The following is a 16,804-nucleotide window of genomic DNA, read 5'->3' as shown; positions in this document are numbered from 1 at the left end:
TCTATGAAGGATAAAATGATATTTTCGTTATAAAAATCGTTTTTTTTATCGGAAGATATCGAAATAATAAGCAAAAAGGTATATCAAAAGTCCCCAAGCACTCTTGATATGCCTTTTTCTCTCTAGACCTTACTCTTACTTTCTGCCACCTCCACCAGATAAACACTGATGCAAATCATAACAATCGCTCCCAGTTGCGTCCATGAAAAACGGTCTTGCCCCAACAAAAATGAAGTAACGGTTGCTACTATTAATATCAGATATCCATAAATAGCCACTAATGTCGTTTTCAGGTATTTCAATCCGATGGGAAGAAGCAAATAGCTGATAGTTGTCGGAAATATGAGTACAAACAGCAATACCAACATCGGGGTGGAAAAAAGCGACATGCTCATTATAGGTGCTTCAAATCCATAGATTGAATTGACAATAAGCGACATTACCGCTGCTCCCAAAAATGTATATTTCAACAAGGTCATATCTCCCACTCCTTTAAGCAAGCGATTGCTGACAACTAAATATATAGCATAAACTATCGAACTGACCAAGCATATCAGGTTTCCCGCCATGGCATTGGATGCCAAATCGTCACCGGGCTGTGTAGCAATACAAAGAATAGCTCCTCCCAATCCCAAACCGATACCAAGAAGTTTCATCCATGTTACTTTCTCTTTGTAGAATAAGACAGTGATAACAAATACCCAAATGGGTTCCAGACTGACAAATATAGAACTGGATACCGGTGTAGTCATACTGATACCTAAAAGGTAAAAAAACATATATCCGTACATTCCTAATGCTCCTAACAAAAAAAGCTGCCATCTCTGACGGGTGGTAGAATCTTCCGGTTTACAGAAAATATCGATAAGCCAAAATGCTGCCGCCCCAAATACCAGGCGGAATGTTACTCCTGTGACCGGAGCAATCCATAAAGGCAAAAGATATTTCAACGCATTCATATTAAAGCCTCCCAATGCTTTGGAGACTATCATGCTAAGGTTTGCTTCAACTTGTTTGTTCATAATAAGTTTTTTACATGGGTATAACCATATAAGCAACCCTTTGGTTCAAAGCACCTCTAATAAATTCACACGTAGAAACTACAATACTTCACACTGCCATCTTTTCTGTTATATCTTCTCTTGCCTGACATTAAGCACTCCTCTCTTTAAGAATAAACTTTTCATTCCTTATAACTAACTATGTTCCATTACAGCAAAACGAAATAACAAGGAAAGGGGAGACAACTGCTCCCCCGATTTATATTAAAACGACTCATAAGTACTCAGAATTCCAATTTTTCCTGTTTCATCACAATAAACATTGCCATTAACGCAATCATCAGGTTCAACCAGAAAGCAAAGGTATACGAATGGGAATGAAACAGATTCTGGGCTATATTCACAATAAACGGACAAAGAAGAATAGCCACATAATTCATCGCCATCACAAAGGCAAGTGCCAATGTCACCTTATGGGGTACAGCCACATCAGAAGTTTTATCATAAATCAATGGCTGAATAATACCATAAGCCAATCCGTTCAAAATACACCCCAAAGCAATAAGTATCTCAGAACGACTTACCAAAATAATTCCCATACCGCAAGCTATCAGCAACAAGCAAATCATATAGATACGCCGTCCCAGCATCTGCACAATCTTGTTCAATACAAAGCCCGGCGCCATGATAGCAAGAAAGAATAACGAAATCAGGATGCCCGCCCGCCCACTGGACAATCCATATTCTTCCATCAAAAAAGGAAGATTAAAACTGACGATTATCACCAGATAAGTAGCCAGTCCGTAAAATGCCATAAGTTTAACCAGCGCCTTCACATCGATACCTCGCTTGCCCATCTCTTTTACAGTAGAGGCAGGTACGTCATCTTTGGGATGATAGCCGGACAAATCTTTCTTTAAATAACATGTAAGAAAGATGGATATAAACGGAAAAAGATAAACCAGAAAGGGCAAGTGCCAGTTCACTTCTGCCAGATAGCCGGTCAGTGTAGTGGCAAGTACTAATGTAATATTGGTAATAGCGGAACTATAGCCAAACTGCCTGGTACGATAACTACCGACAAAGTATCTGGATATCAACCCGGTGGACAAAGGAACAATCAATCCCGAACCAATGCCCAGCATGGCACTGATAGCTATCAGTTGCCACATTTTACCGGACAACAGATAGAGTATGCCGCTTACTCCGAAAATAGTCAATCCTACTTGCAACAACAGCAGATTGTTCACCTTTTCGGTCAACTTACCCGATAACAAAATAAAAGGGATAATAAGAAGTGAAGGTAACGAAGAAAGCATCTGGATTTCCAAATCCGTGGCAGACGGAAAAATTTTGTTCAAATCCCCCAAGATGGGAGAAACTGCCAATCCCGGCAATGCATTTAATGCCGAAATAGAAAATATACCTATTAATGTAATAAGGGGAATTGTCCCCTGCCCTGTTTGTATTTTCATAATGAAATTGGTTTATATTATGATAAAAACAAAATGTAAAAGAATTGGTTCAATAATAAACTCCCTGCAAGTTACCATAAATTAAAAAACATAAAATCAAGGAACTTTTCATTACCCCTTATGTTGAGGGAGAAAAACGCGGGAAACTCCCACGTTCTTCATTGTATTACTAACCTAAACTTTAAGTAAAATGAAAGATTGTAATTGTGATTTGAGAGAAGGTGACGCAAAGACATCTGTGTTTGGCTCAAATGAAATGCTACAGCCTGCCCCGGTAGACACTATTCCGATGAACCCTACCACTCCGCAGATTGCCTATCAAATGGTAAAAGACGAAACATTTGCTCAGACCCAGCCACGTCTTAATCTGGCTACTTTCGTTACTACCTATATGGACGACTATGCCACCAAACTGATGAACGAAGCCATCAGCATCAACTACATTGATGAAACAGAATATCCTCGTATCGCAGTGATGAATGCCAAATGTATCAATATCATGGCTAATTTGTGGAATTCACCCGAACAGGCAAAATGGAAAACCGGAGCACTGGCTATCGGCTCCAGTGAGGCTTGTATGCTGGGAGGAGTAGCCGCCTGGTTACGCTGGAAAGACAGACGTAAAGCTCAGGGGAAACCGACTGACAAGCCTAACTTTGTCATTTCAAGCGGTTTTCAGGTTGTTTGGGAAAAATTCGCCCAACTGTGGCAGATTGAAATGCGCCAAGTACCTCTCACCTTGGACAAAACCACTCTGGACCCCGAAGAAGCACTGAAAATGTGTGACGAGAACACCATCTGCATCGTCCCCATCCAAGGTGTGACATGGACAGGTTTGAACGATGATGTAGAAGCACTGGACAAAGCACTGGATGCCTACAACGCCAAGACCGGTTATGATATTCCTATCCATGTAGATGCTGCAACCGGTGGTTTCATCCTGCCGTTCCTCAGCCCCGAAACAAAGTGGGACTTCCGCTTGAAATGGGTTCTCTCTATCAGCACTTCCGGTCACAAGTTCGGACTGGTTTATCCGGGACTGGGATGGGTAGTATGGAAAGACAAGAAATACCTTCCGGATGCCATGTCATTCAGCGTAAACTATCTGGGGGCAAATATCACTCAGGTTGGTTTGAACTTCAGCCGCCCCGCCGCACAGATTCTGGGACAGTACTACCAATTTATCCGCCTGGGATTCGAAGGATACAAAGCCATCCAATACAATTCCATGGAAATCACCAAGTACATCCACAGCGAAATAGCCAAGATGACTCCGTTCGTAAATTACAGCGACAATGTGGTGAATCCTTTGTTCATCTGGTACATGAAACCCGAATATGCAAAGAACGCCAAATGGACTCTGTACGATTTGCAGGCTAAATTACAGCAAAGCGGCTGGATGGTTCCTGCCTATACTTTGCCGGAGAACATCCAGAATTACGTAGTTATGCGTGTGGTAGTACGTCAGGGATTCAGCCGTGACATGGCGGATATGTTGTTGAACGATATCAAGAATGCCATCAGCGAGTTCGAAAAACTGGAGTATCCTACTCAGACCCGCATTGCCCAAGACAAGAATATCACTGTAAAAGGTACTGTGTTTACCCATAATGCACATAGCAACGCTGCTAAAAAATAAGCGTAGATAACAATAATGGAGTTGTGTCAAAACGTGGATAATGCTGTCGTTTTAGCTCGTAGGGACGAGATTCGCTCTCCCGAAAACTGTTTGCTTTGTGTCTTCGGGCAGGCAAACCCTGCCCCTACAGCTGACAATTGGATAGCCCGGTTTAGTTTTGACACACTCCCTTCAATCGAATTAATTTATGGAAAGAACTATAACTATCCAACAGATAAAAGATGTTGCACAGGAGGCTTACAATCTGTATAAAGACAATACAGAAGGTAAAAATGCCGATTACATTCCTTATTTGGCTAATATCAATCCGAAACTATTCGGTATCAGTATTTGCCTGATGAATGGCGAAAAAATTCAATTGGGTGACTATCAATACCAATTCGGCATTGAATCTGTGTCTAAAGTATTGACAGCTATACTGATTCTTCGTCAATATGGCGCACAGAAAGTACTCGAAATGATTGGTGCAGATGCAACAGGACTGCCGTTTAACTCCATCATGGCTATCTTGCTGGAGAATGACCATCCCTCTACTCCATTGGTAAATGCAGGAGCCATCAGTGCAGATAGCATGGTGCAACCCATTGGCAACAGTGACGCCAAATGGAAAGCTATTGTCGACAATATGACTGAACTCTGTGGCAGTGCTCCCCAATTGATTGACGAACTTTATAAATCGGAATCGGCCACTAACTTCAACAATCGTTCTATTGCCTGGTTACTGAAAAACTATAACCGCATCTACGATGATCCTGATATGTCCCTCGACCTCTATACCCGTCAGTGTTCCATGGGCATCACAGCCGACCAATTGTCAGTCTGCGCAGCTACAATCGCCAATGACGGCCTCAATCCTGACACCAAGAAACAGGTATTCGATAAAGAACTTGCTCCGAAAATAACTTCTCTGATAGCTACTGTAGGTTTCTACCAGCACACAGGCGATTGGCTTTACACCTCCGGTGTTCCCGCTAAAACAGGTGTAGGTGGCGGAGTACTGGGAGTGATGCCCGGAATTATGGGTATCGCAGCTTTCGCACCTCCTTTGGATGAGGCGGGAAACTCTGTAAAGGCACAACTTGCCATTAAATATATCATGAACAAACTAGGTATGAATATCTTTAACGGACATCGTATCAGTATCAGTTAAATCTGCCTTTTCTCAATCAAAAAGCCGGTCTTTTTCCTACCCGTTCAGGAGATGACCGGCTTTTCCTTTTAAAATATTTTCCTCAAAACATTTTTAGCATTCTGACATTATATCTATCTTTGCAAAGAAAGATAATTATTTATATTATGAAAAACAAGTTTATACAGAAAATCAGTCTAGGCGCCGCACTATTGCTACTTACAAGCAATACCACCTTTGCACAAGCTCCCGAGCAAAGTTACACACCAACCCCCGAGAACATGAAAGCACGTCAGGAATTTCAAGATAACAAATTTGGAATCTTCCTTCATTGGGGTATCTACAGCATGACCGCACAAGGTGAATGGTATATGACCACCCACAATATCCACCGCGATGAATATGCCAAATTAGCATCGGGTTTTTATCCTTCACGTTTCAATGCCGCTGAATGGGTATCGGCCATCAAAGCCTCAGGTGCCAAATATATCTGTATTACCAGCCGCCACCACGACAGTTTCTCGATGTTCGATACCAAAGAATCAGATTTTGACATTGTAGACGCCACTCCGTTCAAACGGGATGTGCTGAAAGAATTGGCAGACGAATGCCACAAACAAGGCATTAAACTCCATTTCTATTATTCACACTTAGACTGGCGTCGCGATGATTATCCTGAAGGAGGAAGCACCGGACGCGGGACAGGACGTCCCAAAGGACACGGAGACTGGAAAAGTTATTATAAATTCATGAACAACCAGTTGACCGAACTACTAACCAATTACGGACCGGTAGGTGCCATCTGGTTCGATGGAGTTTGGGATCAGCCCAAAGATTTCGATTGGCAACTGGAAGAACAATACGCATTAATCCACAAACTACAGCCCGCCTGCCTGGTAGGTAACAACCATCACCGCACTCCGTATGCCGGTGAAGACTTCCAGATGTTTGAACGCGATCTGCCCGGTGAGAATAAAGCAGGACTTTCAGGACAGAGCGTCAGCTCACTTCCTTTGGAAACCTGTGAAACCATGAATGGAATGTGGGGATATAAAATTGAAGACCAAAATTATAAGTCGCCCAAAGCGTTAATACACTATTTGGTTAAAGCAGCCGGAAAGAACGCAAACCTGTTAATGAATATCGGTCCGCAACCCAATGGAGAACTTCCCGCCACAGCTGTAGACCGCCTGAAAAAAGTGGGCGAATGGATGGACCAATACGGAGAAACTATTTATGGAACACGTGGTGGAGATGTAGCTCCCCATCCATGGGGTGTATCAACCCGTAAAGGCGACCGTTTGTTTATCCATGTATTAGATTTAAAGGATAATACGCTTTACATACCTCTGAAGGCAAAAGTAAAAAAAGCAATGCAATTCACCGATAAGGCTTCTCTTTCCTTCAAACAGGACAAAGACGGTATATTGTTGAAGTTACCCAAAGTACCCGACGATATAGATTACGTGATAGAATTAATTATTAAATAACCTTTATGAGCAACAAATCAAAAATTGAAATCTGCGCCAATTCTGTTGAAAGTGCAGTAAAAGCACAACAGGGCGGAGCCTATCGTGTGGAGTTATGCGCAGGTATTCCCGAAGGAGGTACCACTCCGTCGTTTGGCGAAATACGCATGGCACGCCAACTCTTACAACAGACCAAATTGCACATTATTATCCGTCCCCGTGGCGGAGATTTTCTATATTCTCCATTGGAACAAGAAATCATGTTGCATGATATTAAAGTAGCACGCCAATTAGGAGCAGATGGAGTAGTATTCGGTTGCCTGACAGCTGATGGCAAAGTAGACGTGGAAGCCATGGAAAAATTGATGAATGCCGTAGGCGACATGAGTGTCACTTTCCATCGCGCTTTTGATATGTGCCGTAATCCGCAAGAAGCATTAGAACAAATTATTGAACTCGGTTGCCACCGTATCCTTACTTCAGGTCAGGAAGCCACTGCCGAAAAAGGTATTCCCCTCCTTAAAGAATTGGTAGAACTGGCCGACGAACGCATTATCATCATGCCGGGATGTGGAGTAAATCCTAAAAATATTCGTAAAATTGCCGAGGAAACCGGTGCCTGCGAGTTTCATTTCTCTGGACGCACCACCTGTGAAAGCGATATGCTATACCGCAACCCCAAAGTATCAATGGGTGGCACTGTGAAAATCGAAGAATATAAAAAGGATGTAACCGACCCGGATATCGTTAAAGCCGCCTTAGCCGAACTAGCCTTGAAAGACGAAAATGATAAGGCTTTGGAAAAGAAAACCAAAGAATCCAAAAAGTTGAAGAGGGTTAAAAGAGATGATGAGTGGGATGATGAAGATGATGATTTGGAAGATGATAAATAATCCGAAAGACAATCAATAATAAAAAGAATGAGGCTATCCCGAAAAAAAACGGAACAGCCTCATTTCTTTTATATCTGCCTACAAAAGTTTAAAGCTTATGGATTACTTTCATCAGTTGCTCGCCTAAGCCGATGGTATAACCTTGTGAGACAAATACTACACGATTAAAGGTATCCCCAATAATAAACATAGGCAAAATAGTCTTGTTAGGCAGCTTCATGCCTTCAGCTATCTGTTTTTGGATAGCCCCGTCCGCATCTATACCATATGTAATAGTAGAGGGCAATCCCGGAAATTCTTCAGGCCGGAACTTCTTGAACTGTTCTTCATTGGGGAATAATAATACAATACTTCTTCCCCACTGCTCAAAATCTTTGCTCAATGCTGCAATATCACGCAATGCATGATTTGTAGGTTCCTGACCGGCTCCCAATACAGCCACAATATAATAACCACGCCCGGTGGTAGAAAGGATGGATTTCAACTCATCACTATCAATCGGCTTATAAAGAGACTCGGAATTGAAATTGCCGATAACCTGAACATCATCCTTGCTTTCGCGCATCACCAAATCAACAGTAGTCGTTTCTCCCGGCTTGATGGTAAAAAAAGTAATATCAGAAAGCACACCGCCATTTGCCAGACGAGTCCCTGTCACCAACATATAATTCCCTTCATCAAGTGCCGTTCCATTCTTCAGCAAATTGCTCCAGGTGGCACCACCTCCCATATCGATATCACCTTCGTCATAATTCAGTAACTGCAAAGTCCCTTCGGGAGTCACCTTTGAAATAGTAAAGTGAGAATAATATTTGGGATCTTCCAATGATTTGATTGGAGTATATTTTGCAATCAATTTACCTGTCTGTGCAGCTGACGGAGAAACAGCCTCAAAGTCTACATCAACCGGTCTCTCATCACCTATAATCAATTGCACCTTACCCGTCACCTCGTCAATACGTGCCGGAATCCCCATGCTTCGCGCCATGGATACAAAGAATATATCACGGCTATGCGCATCTGCCACACGAGCACGCCATACTCCGGCAGGTGAGATCGGTGCACCGCCCAAATTGCAGTTGTTGTCCACCTGAATGCTATCGGCCACCCAGGAAGCCAGCTTCATCGGATCGGCACGGAACGCTTCCATATCTTGTTTTGAAACAACCTTACCGAAGAAAGACTTATACGGTGTCAGCATTTCATTGCTTACACGCGGATTACGGACAAAACGGCGGAAATACTCTGCATTTTCGCAAAGGCGAGACTGCATGTGGTCTACCAATACTTCAAGACTGACATCGCGCAAGTCTTTAGAGGAAATTCTCTGCAGAAGGTCTATTCCCCCCTTTTTTGATTTATCGGAACGCAAGCGGGCAAGGAAATCACGGATCACCAGATGATTACCGCGTGACGCAACCAAAATCTTAGCCACGGCTTCTTCATCCAATTTATACTCCTTCGCAAAGTTACGAGCCGATTCATCACTCATAAACGTAGCTACATACGCATTGCGAATGGAATCTTCCTGTGCCATCCGGCGATTATTTCCGGCACGCTGTTCGGGAGTAACTTCAGGCATATTGACACCTTCGGCAGGAGGAACAATATCCACTTCCACCATGTAATTATCTCCTGCTGTTTTATCCAGCTTCACTGTCAGATTATTATCCTTCCCAAATGAAAGTTTGGAATATCCGAACTTACCATCCTTAGAAGCCCATACCAACATATCGCCTTTACCGGCAGTAAGGAATGTTTTTCCCCGGGTATCTGTCTGTTTACGGGCCACAGTATAAAATTCAGCATAATTGTATACTTTAAATTCCACCTTTGCATCAGTCACCGGATTGCCTTCGGCATCCACCACGGTTACCTCAGCTTTAGCTGTCGGGGCATAATTATCAATTACATTGATCTCTGTATAATTGGGAGTTTCATACATTACTTCTTCCGGACCGTTGTATCGTCCGAAGACTTTCGTATGCATCAACATTCCACGTGAAGCCGGAGCATTAAACCAACCTAAATCCAGAACCGGTTCAGGTTCACACGCACCAAAGAAATGCCATTTTCCATCTACCCACGCTTCCACCCAAGCATGATTATCATCTGTATGTGCCCAACGGGGCGTATAAACCTGACGGGCAGGAATACCTACCGAACGGAGTGCAGCTACCGTGAAAGTCGATTCCTCACCACAACGCCCGTAGGCCGTCTTTACAGAAGCGAGTGGAGAACTGGTTCGCGCATCGGATGGTGTATAGATTACCTTTTCATGACACCAGTGATTTACTTCCAACACAGCATCGTGTAATGAAAGTCCCTTTACCCGATCCTTCAGCTCTTCATAGAACACCTTACGGCTGTCATCCAAATTCTCGTTATTCACCCGCACAGGCAGAACGAAATGACGGAACTCACGCTCCGGAATTGTCTTGCCCCACGGCATTTCCTCACGGGCTTTCAATGAATAATCAATATTTTCCAGATAATACTCACCGGAATAGTCCGTAATATCCCCCAATGGCATATAAGCATATAGGAAGGTCAGAGCTTCCCGCTGTTCGTCACTCATCGGTTGTTCGAACACCTGAAACAGGTCTCCGTGCGACAACTTTGAACGTCGGGTTTCAAAGTCTTGCTGAACGGCATTCCGTTCGGCAGCATCACTTATCAAATGTTTGTTGTTGGTGCACGAGGTAAAACTCAGCATTAAACTAAGCCCCGTGGCACATAGAGCCAATAACTTCATGTTGTTAATTAATTAAGTTAGCAATTATTATTGGCTACAAAGATAAAACTTTTTAGCAGGAATGCGAAAATAAATATTTTTAAGTGTCCTAAAAGCTATTTATCTGCAGAAACATTGTGCCGGGAAGTATCGGCATTCGCATTTTGCTTTTCATAATACTCTTGTTTCCGCTTATTTGCCTGCTGCACCAGACTGGTTACATATACGGTAAAGATAGGAAACATCATCATTCCAAGCGCAGCCAGTACCACCGAAAGTATCTTGCCGGTCGGAGTCACGGCATAAATATTGCTACCCACGGTGGTCACATCCATAAATGCCCACCATAATGCACTCCAATAATCTGTCACCATCGGGTTCACCTTATGCTCCAGCACAAAAAATATCAGACTGGCAAAATAAACTGTCGCCATCAACATAGTGATATAGGAAGTGAACAAACCCGAAGCTTTGCTTCCCGAGAGCCACCCCACCACAATGGCCAGCGCATACCCTCCTCTTAGAAGAGGTATAAAACGAAGAAAATAACTTACCTCCGGAGAAAAAGTGATGTGATAATAATCAATGATATTCAGATATGGAATAGAAACCAGCAAAAAAACAAAGTGACTGCTCAAGTATCTCCATTTATCGGGTGCCAGAAAGAATTCAAGCAGAAAATCAAAAAGGAAAAACATACATATCCAAAATTGTATTCTGAGATAACTCCCCTGATTAATAAAAGGAATATTATGGAAAGTATCCATCGAAATACTTATGATTAAGAAAAGAGACAGACAGAGGATTAAGACATGCAGAATCCCATAAATTCCTTTTCGGGAATAGATAAAAGAAGAAAATGCTGTTTTCATAAACTATACCTATTTATTATTGTTTCCCCTAAAACACCTTAAAACTGTACTTTGTTTACTCGGCACAACCGGGGTTAATAAACCTAAACGGATAAACATCAATTCGGGGAGGTTGTTATAGACACGTAACAAAAACAAATATATTTTTTAAACCTAAACTTTATGGCAAACATTAGCAAATCAGTCAAGCTCGGGGTATTTACCCTCGCAATTATGAATGTAACTGCGGTTGTTTCCCTGCGTGGGCTACCTGCAGAAGCCGAATATGGACTGAGTTCGGCATTTTATTATCTTTTTGCAGCCATCGTCTTCCTGATACCGACTTCATTGGTAGCAGCAGAATTGGCAGCAATGTTTCAGGACAAGCAAGGCGGTGTATTCCGCTGGGTTGGTGAGGCATACGGAAAGAAGTGGGGTTTTCTGGCTATATTCCTTCAATGGGTGGAAAGTACAATCTGGTATCCTACGGTATTAACTTTCGGAGCGGTGGCATTGGCATTTATCGGCACAAACGACGCTCACGATATGTCACTGGCCTCCAACCGCTATTACTCATTGGCTGTGGTGCTTATCATTTACTGGCTTGCCACTTTCATTTCACTGAAAGGGATGGGCTGGGTAGGAAAAGTTGCCAAAGTCGGCGGTATGGTAGGCACCATCATCCCGGCAGGCCTATTGATGGTGCTGGCAGTTATCTATCTGGCATCGGGCGGACAAAGTCAAATGAACTTTGACGGTAACTTCTTCCCCGATTTCAGTAATTTCGACAATCTGGTACTTGCATCCAGTATTTTCCTTTTCTATGCCGGTATGGAAATGGGCGGTATCCATGTGAAGGATATGGAGAATCCTGCCAAGAATTATCCGAAGGCTGTATTTATCGGTGCAGCCATCACAGTTGCCATCTTCGTACTGGGTACTTTCGCATTGGGTATCATTATCCCGGAAAAGGATATCAACCTGACTCAGAGCCTGCTGGTCGGCTTCGACAACTACTTTAAGTATGTACATGCTTCCTGGTTATCTCCTATCATTGCCGTTGCATTGGCATTCGGTGTGTTGGCAGGCGTATTGACTTGGGTAGCCGGTCCGTCCAAAGGTATCTTTGCCGTAGGTAAAGCCGGTTATCTGCCCCCGTTCTTCCAAAAAACCAACAACAACGGTGTGCAGAAGAATATCTTGTTAATCCAAGGTTTGGCCGTGACATTGCTCAGCTTGTTGTTCGTAGTGATGCCATCCGTACAGAGCTTCTATCAAATCCTGTCACAGCTCACCGTGTTATTGTATCTCATCATGTACCTGTTAATGTTTAGCGGTGCCATTTATTTGCGCTATAACATGAAAAAGGCTCCACGTCCTTTCCGTATCGGCAGTAAAGGCAACGGTTTGATGTGGTTCATTGCCGGACTCGGTTTCTGCGGTTCATTACTGGCATTTGTGCTCAGCTTCATCCCGCCCAGTCAAATATCAATCGGCAGTAACACCGTATGGTTTGCCGTATTAGTTATAGGATGTATCGTTGTTGTCTCTGCTCCGTTCATTATCTATGCATCTCGTAAGCCATCATGGGTAGATAAGAACACACAGTTCGAACCTTTCCACTGGGAAGAACAAGCTGCCCCGACAGATGCCCCAACAACCGGAGAAACAAAATAAGCTGTCTCCCATACTTTTATCTTGGAAAAGAGAGTGCATCAAAATAAAAATTGACTTTGAACACTCTCTTTTTCTTTTCCCGCCTATATTTCTTTCCTTTCATTCTTCCTATTCAAGAAAACATTCCTATATTTGCAGAGTAATTATCTTTAAAATTACTCTTTAATGATATGAAAGTGTTGGGTTATGGATTTATTGTGATGCTGCTATTGGTATGCCTTGCCGGGTGTACTCATTCCCCTTGTTCATCCCAACATAAAATAGCACTTATCCATTCTTACCAGAGAGGTTATAACAACGCCGAGCGAATTAACAGACTCTTTGCCGATGAACTGAAGAAAAACGGGCTACAATGTGAAATTAAAAGTTATTATCTCAACTGCGAAAAATACGGCAGCACAGATGAAGAACGTCGCATTTCCGGGTTCATCGACGATTCGAATATATGGGGAGCCGATTTAATAGCAGTCCTTGACGACCAGGCCACTTATTCCCTGATGTCATGCAATCATCCGAAAGTCAGAGAAATACCTGTCGTTTTCAGCGGAGTGAACTACCCCAATACAGAACTACTGCAACAATATCCCAATGTAACCGGATACATCGACAGACCCGATTACCTCAAGACTTGCCAGATGATTGAACGGATTATGGGAAAAGTATGTATCCACGTTATTAAAGGAGGTACTTTTCTGGATAAAATTATATGGAAAGACCTGGAAAAACAATGCACAGGACACAATATCAACATACGCGACAGGGTGAATGAACGGATATTAAATATATCCCCGGATTCACTAGAGAATAAAAAAATCTCTCCTTTTGATTCGGAAAAACCAACCGAACTCTCTTATCTCGATACAACCATGATTGCCAAACTGGTCAGCGACTCTGTTCCCGCACGCCGGTTATTGTGGATGGCCAGCGGAGTTTTCGATTATTCCTTGTTTCTATATACCAAACGTGATTTCACCACTTTACGCATCGGCAGTTTGTTTGACAATCCCGGGTTTGAGACCATAAATGAAGGATTCGGAACAAATGACTATATGCTCGGAGGCTATTTTACACCTATCGAAATTCAAATAAAAGATATGGCGGCAGGAATAAAAGAAAGACTGGACAAGAAAATGCCCGGTCAGCAATTACAGCAATGCGCCAAACAGTATGTCGTCAATTGGGTTACTTTGGAGAAATATAAAATACCCGAAGAAAGTATTCCCGAAGAGTATATAATCATGTACAAACCTTTCAGCAAAAAATATTCCACTCTTATCCTGACCATCAAAATCGTTGTCGGCATCCTTCTATTGTTATTTGTAAGCTACCTCATTTATATATATGGACGGGAGAAAAAACGGAAACAGGATGCTTTGCGCAACTTAAAATATGAGCATGAGCTACTGATCCTTGCCATGGAAAGCGGAAATACGTATGCATGGCGGTTTGATGGAGAAAAAGCCATTTTCGATCCACAGTTTTACGAACTGATTCATTATGACTCTCCGCAAATGAACATCGATGATATGGTAAAATTCATTCACCCAGACGAACGAGAGAGATTTCTGCATCAGGTGGCCAACCTTTCAGACCATCCCAAACGGACAGCACAATACCGCTGTAAGTTTACAGGTGAATATCAATGGTGGGAGTTTCGTTACAAACAGATTTGTCACAATGACAATATTCATATCATCACCGGTCTGCTGCAAAATATCCAAGAGGTAAAAGACAAGGAAGAAGAGCTGATTCAAGCCCGCAAGGTTGCAGAGCGGGCAGAATTAAAACAATCTTTTCTGGATAATATGAGTCATGAGATACGCACTCCTCTCAATGCCATCACCGGGTTTTCCAACCTGCTGACTACGGAAAAAGACCTTTCGGAAGAAGAGAAACAGGAATTTATCTCCATCATCAATGATAATACCGATTTATTGCTCAAACTGGTTAATGATGTGCTGGAACTATCACGCATTGAATCCGGCAATATGTCATTCAATTACCGGGAAGAGAGCGTCCGTTCTTTGCTCAACAGTATTTACAACACCCATCAACTGACTATTTCATCACCCTTAAAATTTATCAAGGAGTTTCCCGAAGGAGATGTATTTGTACACATAGACAATATGCGTATGACACAGGTCATCACTAATTTCCTGAACAATGCCAAAAAGTTTACAAAGAGCGGACATATCAAATTAGGATACCATCATCAACCAGCCAGTCATGAAGTGCATATTTTTGTAGAAGATACCGGAGCCGGTATTCCAAAAGAAGAACTGCAAATCATATTCGACCGATTCTATAAACATAATGAGTTTGCACAAGGAGTAGGACTTGGCCTGTCTATCTGTAAAGTGATTGTTGAAAAAATGCAGGGACGTATCGAGGTTACTTCCGAAATAAACAAGGGCAGCCGTTTTACTGTCGTACTGCCCTGCCTGTAATTGAGTTGTTTTAGTATTCTTCCATTTTAAGACAATATTCTTTTCGGTAGTGTAAAATGTAAAACAATATAGCCCAACATCCCGGCTATCACCGTACCGCTCAAAACACCCAATTTTGCCTGACTTAAAAGAACCGGAGAAGCTTCGAATGATAAATTAGCTATAAACAGGGAAACGGTAAAACCGATACCTCCCAACAAGCAGATACCTGCCAGGTTCACCCAGTTCATACCCCCGGCCATGCCAGCCAACCCACTTTTGACAATAAGCCATGTAAAAAAGTAAATACCTACAAATTTTCCGACTACCAATCCCACCATGACCGCCCATGTAGGTGTTCCCACTTCAATGCCTCCGTGACCGGCTGTCAGCACCACACCAGCATTAGCAAAAGCAAACAAAGGAATAATCACATAATTCACTAATCCATGCAGACTATCTTCCAATGACTGTAAAGGAGAAATCACTCTATCGGAAGCCGATTCGATACTTTTCAACACATTAATCTGCAATTTGCTCAAAATTATACCTTCTTTGTCTGTACTCGGAAATATTTCTATGTTCTCCTTAATACGGTTAATATACTTACCTATCTTATAATGTGGTGTAGCCGGAATCGTAAACGCTACTATCACCCCTGCAATAGTGGCATGAATACCACTTTGTAAAAACAGATACCACATCACCAGTCCCAGTAAAAGATAAAACCAACGATTGTGTATATGCAAATGATTACCGGCACAAAGCAAAAAAAGCACTCCAAAAGAATACAACAAGAAATTCACATCCAGATGGGAGGAATAAAATAAAGCGATTACCAGAATACCACCAATATCATCCACCACAGCAAAAGCCGTCAGAAATATTTTCAGACTGATAGGTACACGGTTGCCGAATAAGCTTAGTACCCCCAGGGAAAAAGCAATATCCGTTGCCATCGGAATAGCCAGACCACTCTCGGCATCCGTACCCGACGTCATACAATAATAGATAATAACCGGAACAATCATCCCCCCGCAAGCCGCCACTATCGGCAACAAAGCCTGTCGAAAACTGGACAACTCACCCACCAATGTTTCACGCTTAATTTCCAGTCCCACACTAAAGAAGAAAATAGTCATCAAAGCATCATTGATAAAATTCATCAAGGTCATGTGATTCCCATTATGACTGAACAAATTAAATTCCCCTATCTGAAGATGTACTTCTTTATTCCAAAAAGCTGCATAAGCGTCTCCCCAGGGAGAATTAGCTATAATCATCGCCAGAAGAACGATAACCATCAATAGAATTCCCCCATTAATGTGATACCGCGTAGCACTTAGAAACGAAACATTCATGTTTCCGATTTTGAGTTTTTCCATGTCTTTCCTGTTATAATATTAGATTCGTGATAAATTCTTATAAAACACGAACCTTCCTGTTATCTTTGAAGTCAATAACAGAAAGGAACGCTTTATTGTTTGTATAAAATACTCTTCTTACGAAG

The 16,804-nt window shown here is 42.4% G+C and carries 11 protein-coding genes; 6 read left to right on the top strand and 5 right to left on the bottom strand.

Translation table 11 applies throughout. From position 1 onward, the window contains the following. Window positions 1–122: 122 nt before the first annotated feature. Both HMPREF1534_RS14925 and HMPREF1534_RS14930 read right to left on the bottom strand, forming a co-directional pair. Complete coding sequence (locus HMPREF1534_RS14925; protein WP_005937395.1) at window positions 123–1,022, bottom strand: DMT family transporter; 900 nt, start codon at window positions 1,020–1,022, stop codon at window positions 123–125. Between the two features lie 263 nt (window positions 1,023–1,285). Then, the gene (locus tag HMPREF1534_RS14930; RefSeq protein WP_005937393.1) at window positions 1,286–2,476 is read right to left on the bottom strand and encodes an MFS transporter; all 1,191 of its coding nucleotides are present in this window, start codon (window positions 2,474–2,476) and stop codon (window positions 1,286–1,288) included. A 190-nt stretch (window positions 2,477–2,666) separates the two neighbouring features. Between HMPREF1534_RS14930 and HMPREF1534_RS14935 the strand changes: the two genes are divergently transcribed. From HMPREF1534_RS14935 to HMPREF1534_RS14950, 4 genes are all read left to right on the top strand, one after another. Further along, on the top strand, window positions 2,667–4,115 hold the full coding sequence (locus HMPREF1534_RS14935) for a glutamate decarboxylase (protein ID WP_005937390.1): 1,449 nt from the start codon (window positions 2,667–2,669) through the stop codon (window positions 4,113–4,115). Window positions 4,116–4,302: 187 nt separating this feature from the next. Next, on the top strand, window positions 4,303–5,265 hold the full coding sequence (gene glsA, locus HMPREF1534_RS14940) for a glutaminase A (RefSeq protein WP_005937387.1): 963 nt from the start codon (window positions 4,303–4,305) through the stop codon (window positions 5,263–5,265). A gap of 146 nt (window positions 5,266–5,411) precedes the next feature. Continuing rightward, entirely contained in the window at window positions 5,412–6,734 is a 1,323-nt protein-coding gene (locus tag HMPREF1534_RS14945) for an alpha-L-fucosidase (protein ID WP_005937384.1), read from the top strand. A 5-nt stretch (window positions 6,735–6,739) separates the two neighbouring features. Continuing rightward, entirely contained in the window at window positions 6,740–7,606 is an 867-nt protein-coding gene (locus HMPREF1534_RS14950) for a copper homeostasis protein CutC (protein WP_005937381.1), read from the top strand. 88 nt (window positions 7,607–7,694) lie between these two features. On the opposite strand, the gene HMPREF1534_RS14955 is transcribed toward HMPREF1534_RS14950, so the two are convergent. Next, on the bottom strand, window positions 7,695–10,361 hold the full coding sequence (locus HMPREF1534_RS14955; protein WP_005937378.1) for a transglutaminase domain-containing protein: 2,667 nt from the start codon (window positions 10,359–10,361) through the stop codon (window positions 7,695–7,697). A 95-nt stretch (window positions 10,362–10,456) separates the two neighbouring features. Continuing rightward, window positions 10,457–11,212 carry a potassium channel family protein gene (locus tag HMPREF1534_RS14960; RefSeq protein ID WP_005937376.1) on the bottom strand — a complete coding sequence of 252 codons (756 nt, stop codon included), beginning with the start codon at window positions 11,210–11,212 and terminating at the stop codon, window positions 10,457–10,459. A 162-nt stretch (window positions 11,213–11,374) separates the two neighbouring features. Here HMPREF1534_RS14960 and gadC point away from each other — a divergent pair, with 162 nt between their 5' ends. Further along, a complete protein-coding gene (gadC, locus tag HMPREF1534_RS14965) occupies window positions 11,375–12,868 on the top strand; it encodes a putative glutamine/gamma-aminobutyrate antiporter GadC (RefSeq protein ID WP_005937374.1) in 1,494 nt (497 codons plus the stop codon). A gap of 200 nt (window positions 12,869–13,068) precedes the next feature. Then, on the top strand, window positions 13,069–15,315 hold the full coding sequence (locus HMPREF1534_RS14970) for a sensor histidine kinase (RefSeq protein ID WP_167321120.1): 2,247 nt from the start codon (window positions 13,069–13,071) through the stop codon (window positions 15,313–15,315). 26 nt (window positions 15,316–15,341) lie between these two features. Here the strand turns inward: HMPREF1534_RS14970 and nhaA are convergent, their stop codons facing one another. Beyond that, window positions 15,342–16,679: a Na+/H+ antiporter NhaA gene (gene nhaA / locus HMPREF1534_RS14975; RefSeq protein ID WP_005937370.1), complete on the bottom strand. Its 1,338-nt coding sequence runs from the start codon at window positions 16,677–16,679 to the stop codon at window positions 15,342–15,344. Window positions 16,680–16,804 lie beyond the last annotated feature (125 nt).

It is taken from the genome of Phocaeicola massiliensis B84634 = Timone 84634 = DSM 17679 = JCM 13223, assembly GCF_000382445.1.
GTDB lineage: Bacteria > Bacteroidota > Bacteroidia > Bacteroidales > Bacteroidaceae > Phocaeicola > Phocaeicola massiliensis.
The sequence above is the reverse complement of the archived record's forward strand: the minus strand, read 5'-3'. Positions and strand labels throughout refer to the sequence as shown.

What these genes read in the sequence shown, in the direction of transcription:
- HMPREF1534_RS14925 (WP_005937395.1), bottom strand. Translation starts at nt 1,022, where the DNA reads ATGAACAAACAAGTTGAAGCAAACCTTAGCATGATAGTCTCCAAAGCA.
- HMPREF1534_RS14930 (WP_005937393.1), bottom strand. Translation starts at nt 2,476, where the DNA reads ATGAAAATACAAACAGGGCAGGGGACAATTCCCCTTATTACATTAATA.
- HMPREF1534_RS14935 (WP_005937390.1), top strand. Translation starts at nt 2,667, where the DNA reads ATGAAAGATTGTAATTGTGATTTGAGAGAAGGTGACGCAAAGACATCT.
- glsA (WP_005937387.1), top strand. Translation starts at nt 4,303, where the DNA reads ATGGAAAGAACTATAACTATCCAACAGATAAAAGATGTTGCACAGGAG.
- HMPREF1534_RS14945 (WP_005937384.1), top strand. Translation starts at nt 5,412, where the DNA reads ATGAAAAACAAGTTTATACAGAAAATCAGTCTAGGCGCCGCACTATTG.
- HMPREF1534_RS14950 (WP_005937381.1), top strand. Translation starts at nt 6,740, where the DNA reads ATGAGCAACAAATCAAAAATTGAAATCTGCGCCAATTCTGTTGAAAGT.
- HMPREF1534_RS14955 (WP_005937378.1), bottom strand. Translation starts at nt 10,361, where the DNA reads ATGAAGTTATTGGCTCTATGTGCCACGGGGCTTAGTTTAATGCTGAGT.
- HMPREF1534_RS14960 (WP_005937376.1), bottom strand. Translation starts at nt 11,212, where the DNA reads ATGAAAACAGCATTTTCTTCTTTTATCTATTCCCGAAAAGGAATTTAT.
- gadC (WP_005937374.1), top strand. Translation starts at nt 11,375, where the DNA reads ATGGCAAACATTAGCAAATCAGTCAAGCTCGGGGTATTTACCCTCGCA.
- HMPREF1534_RS14970 (WP_167321120.1), top strand. Translation starts at nt 13,069, where the DNA reads ATGCTGCTATTGGTATGCCTTGCCGGGTGTACTCATTCCCCTTGTTCA.
- nhaA (WP_005937370.1), bottom strand. Translation starts at nt 16,679, where the DNA reads ATGGAAAAACTCAAAATCGGAAACATGAATGTTTCGTTTCTAAGTGCT.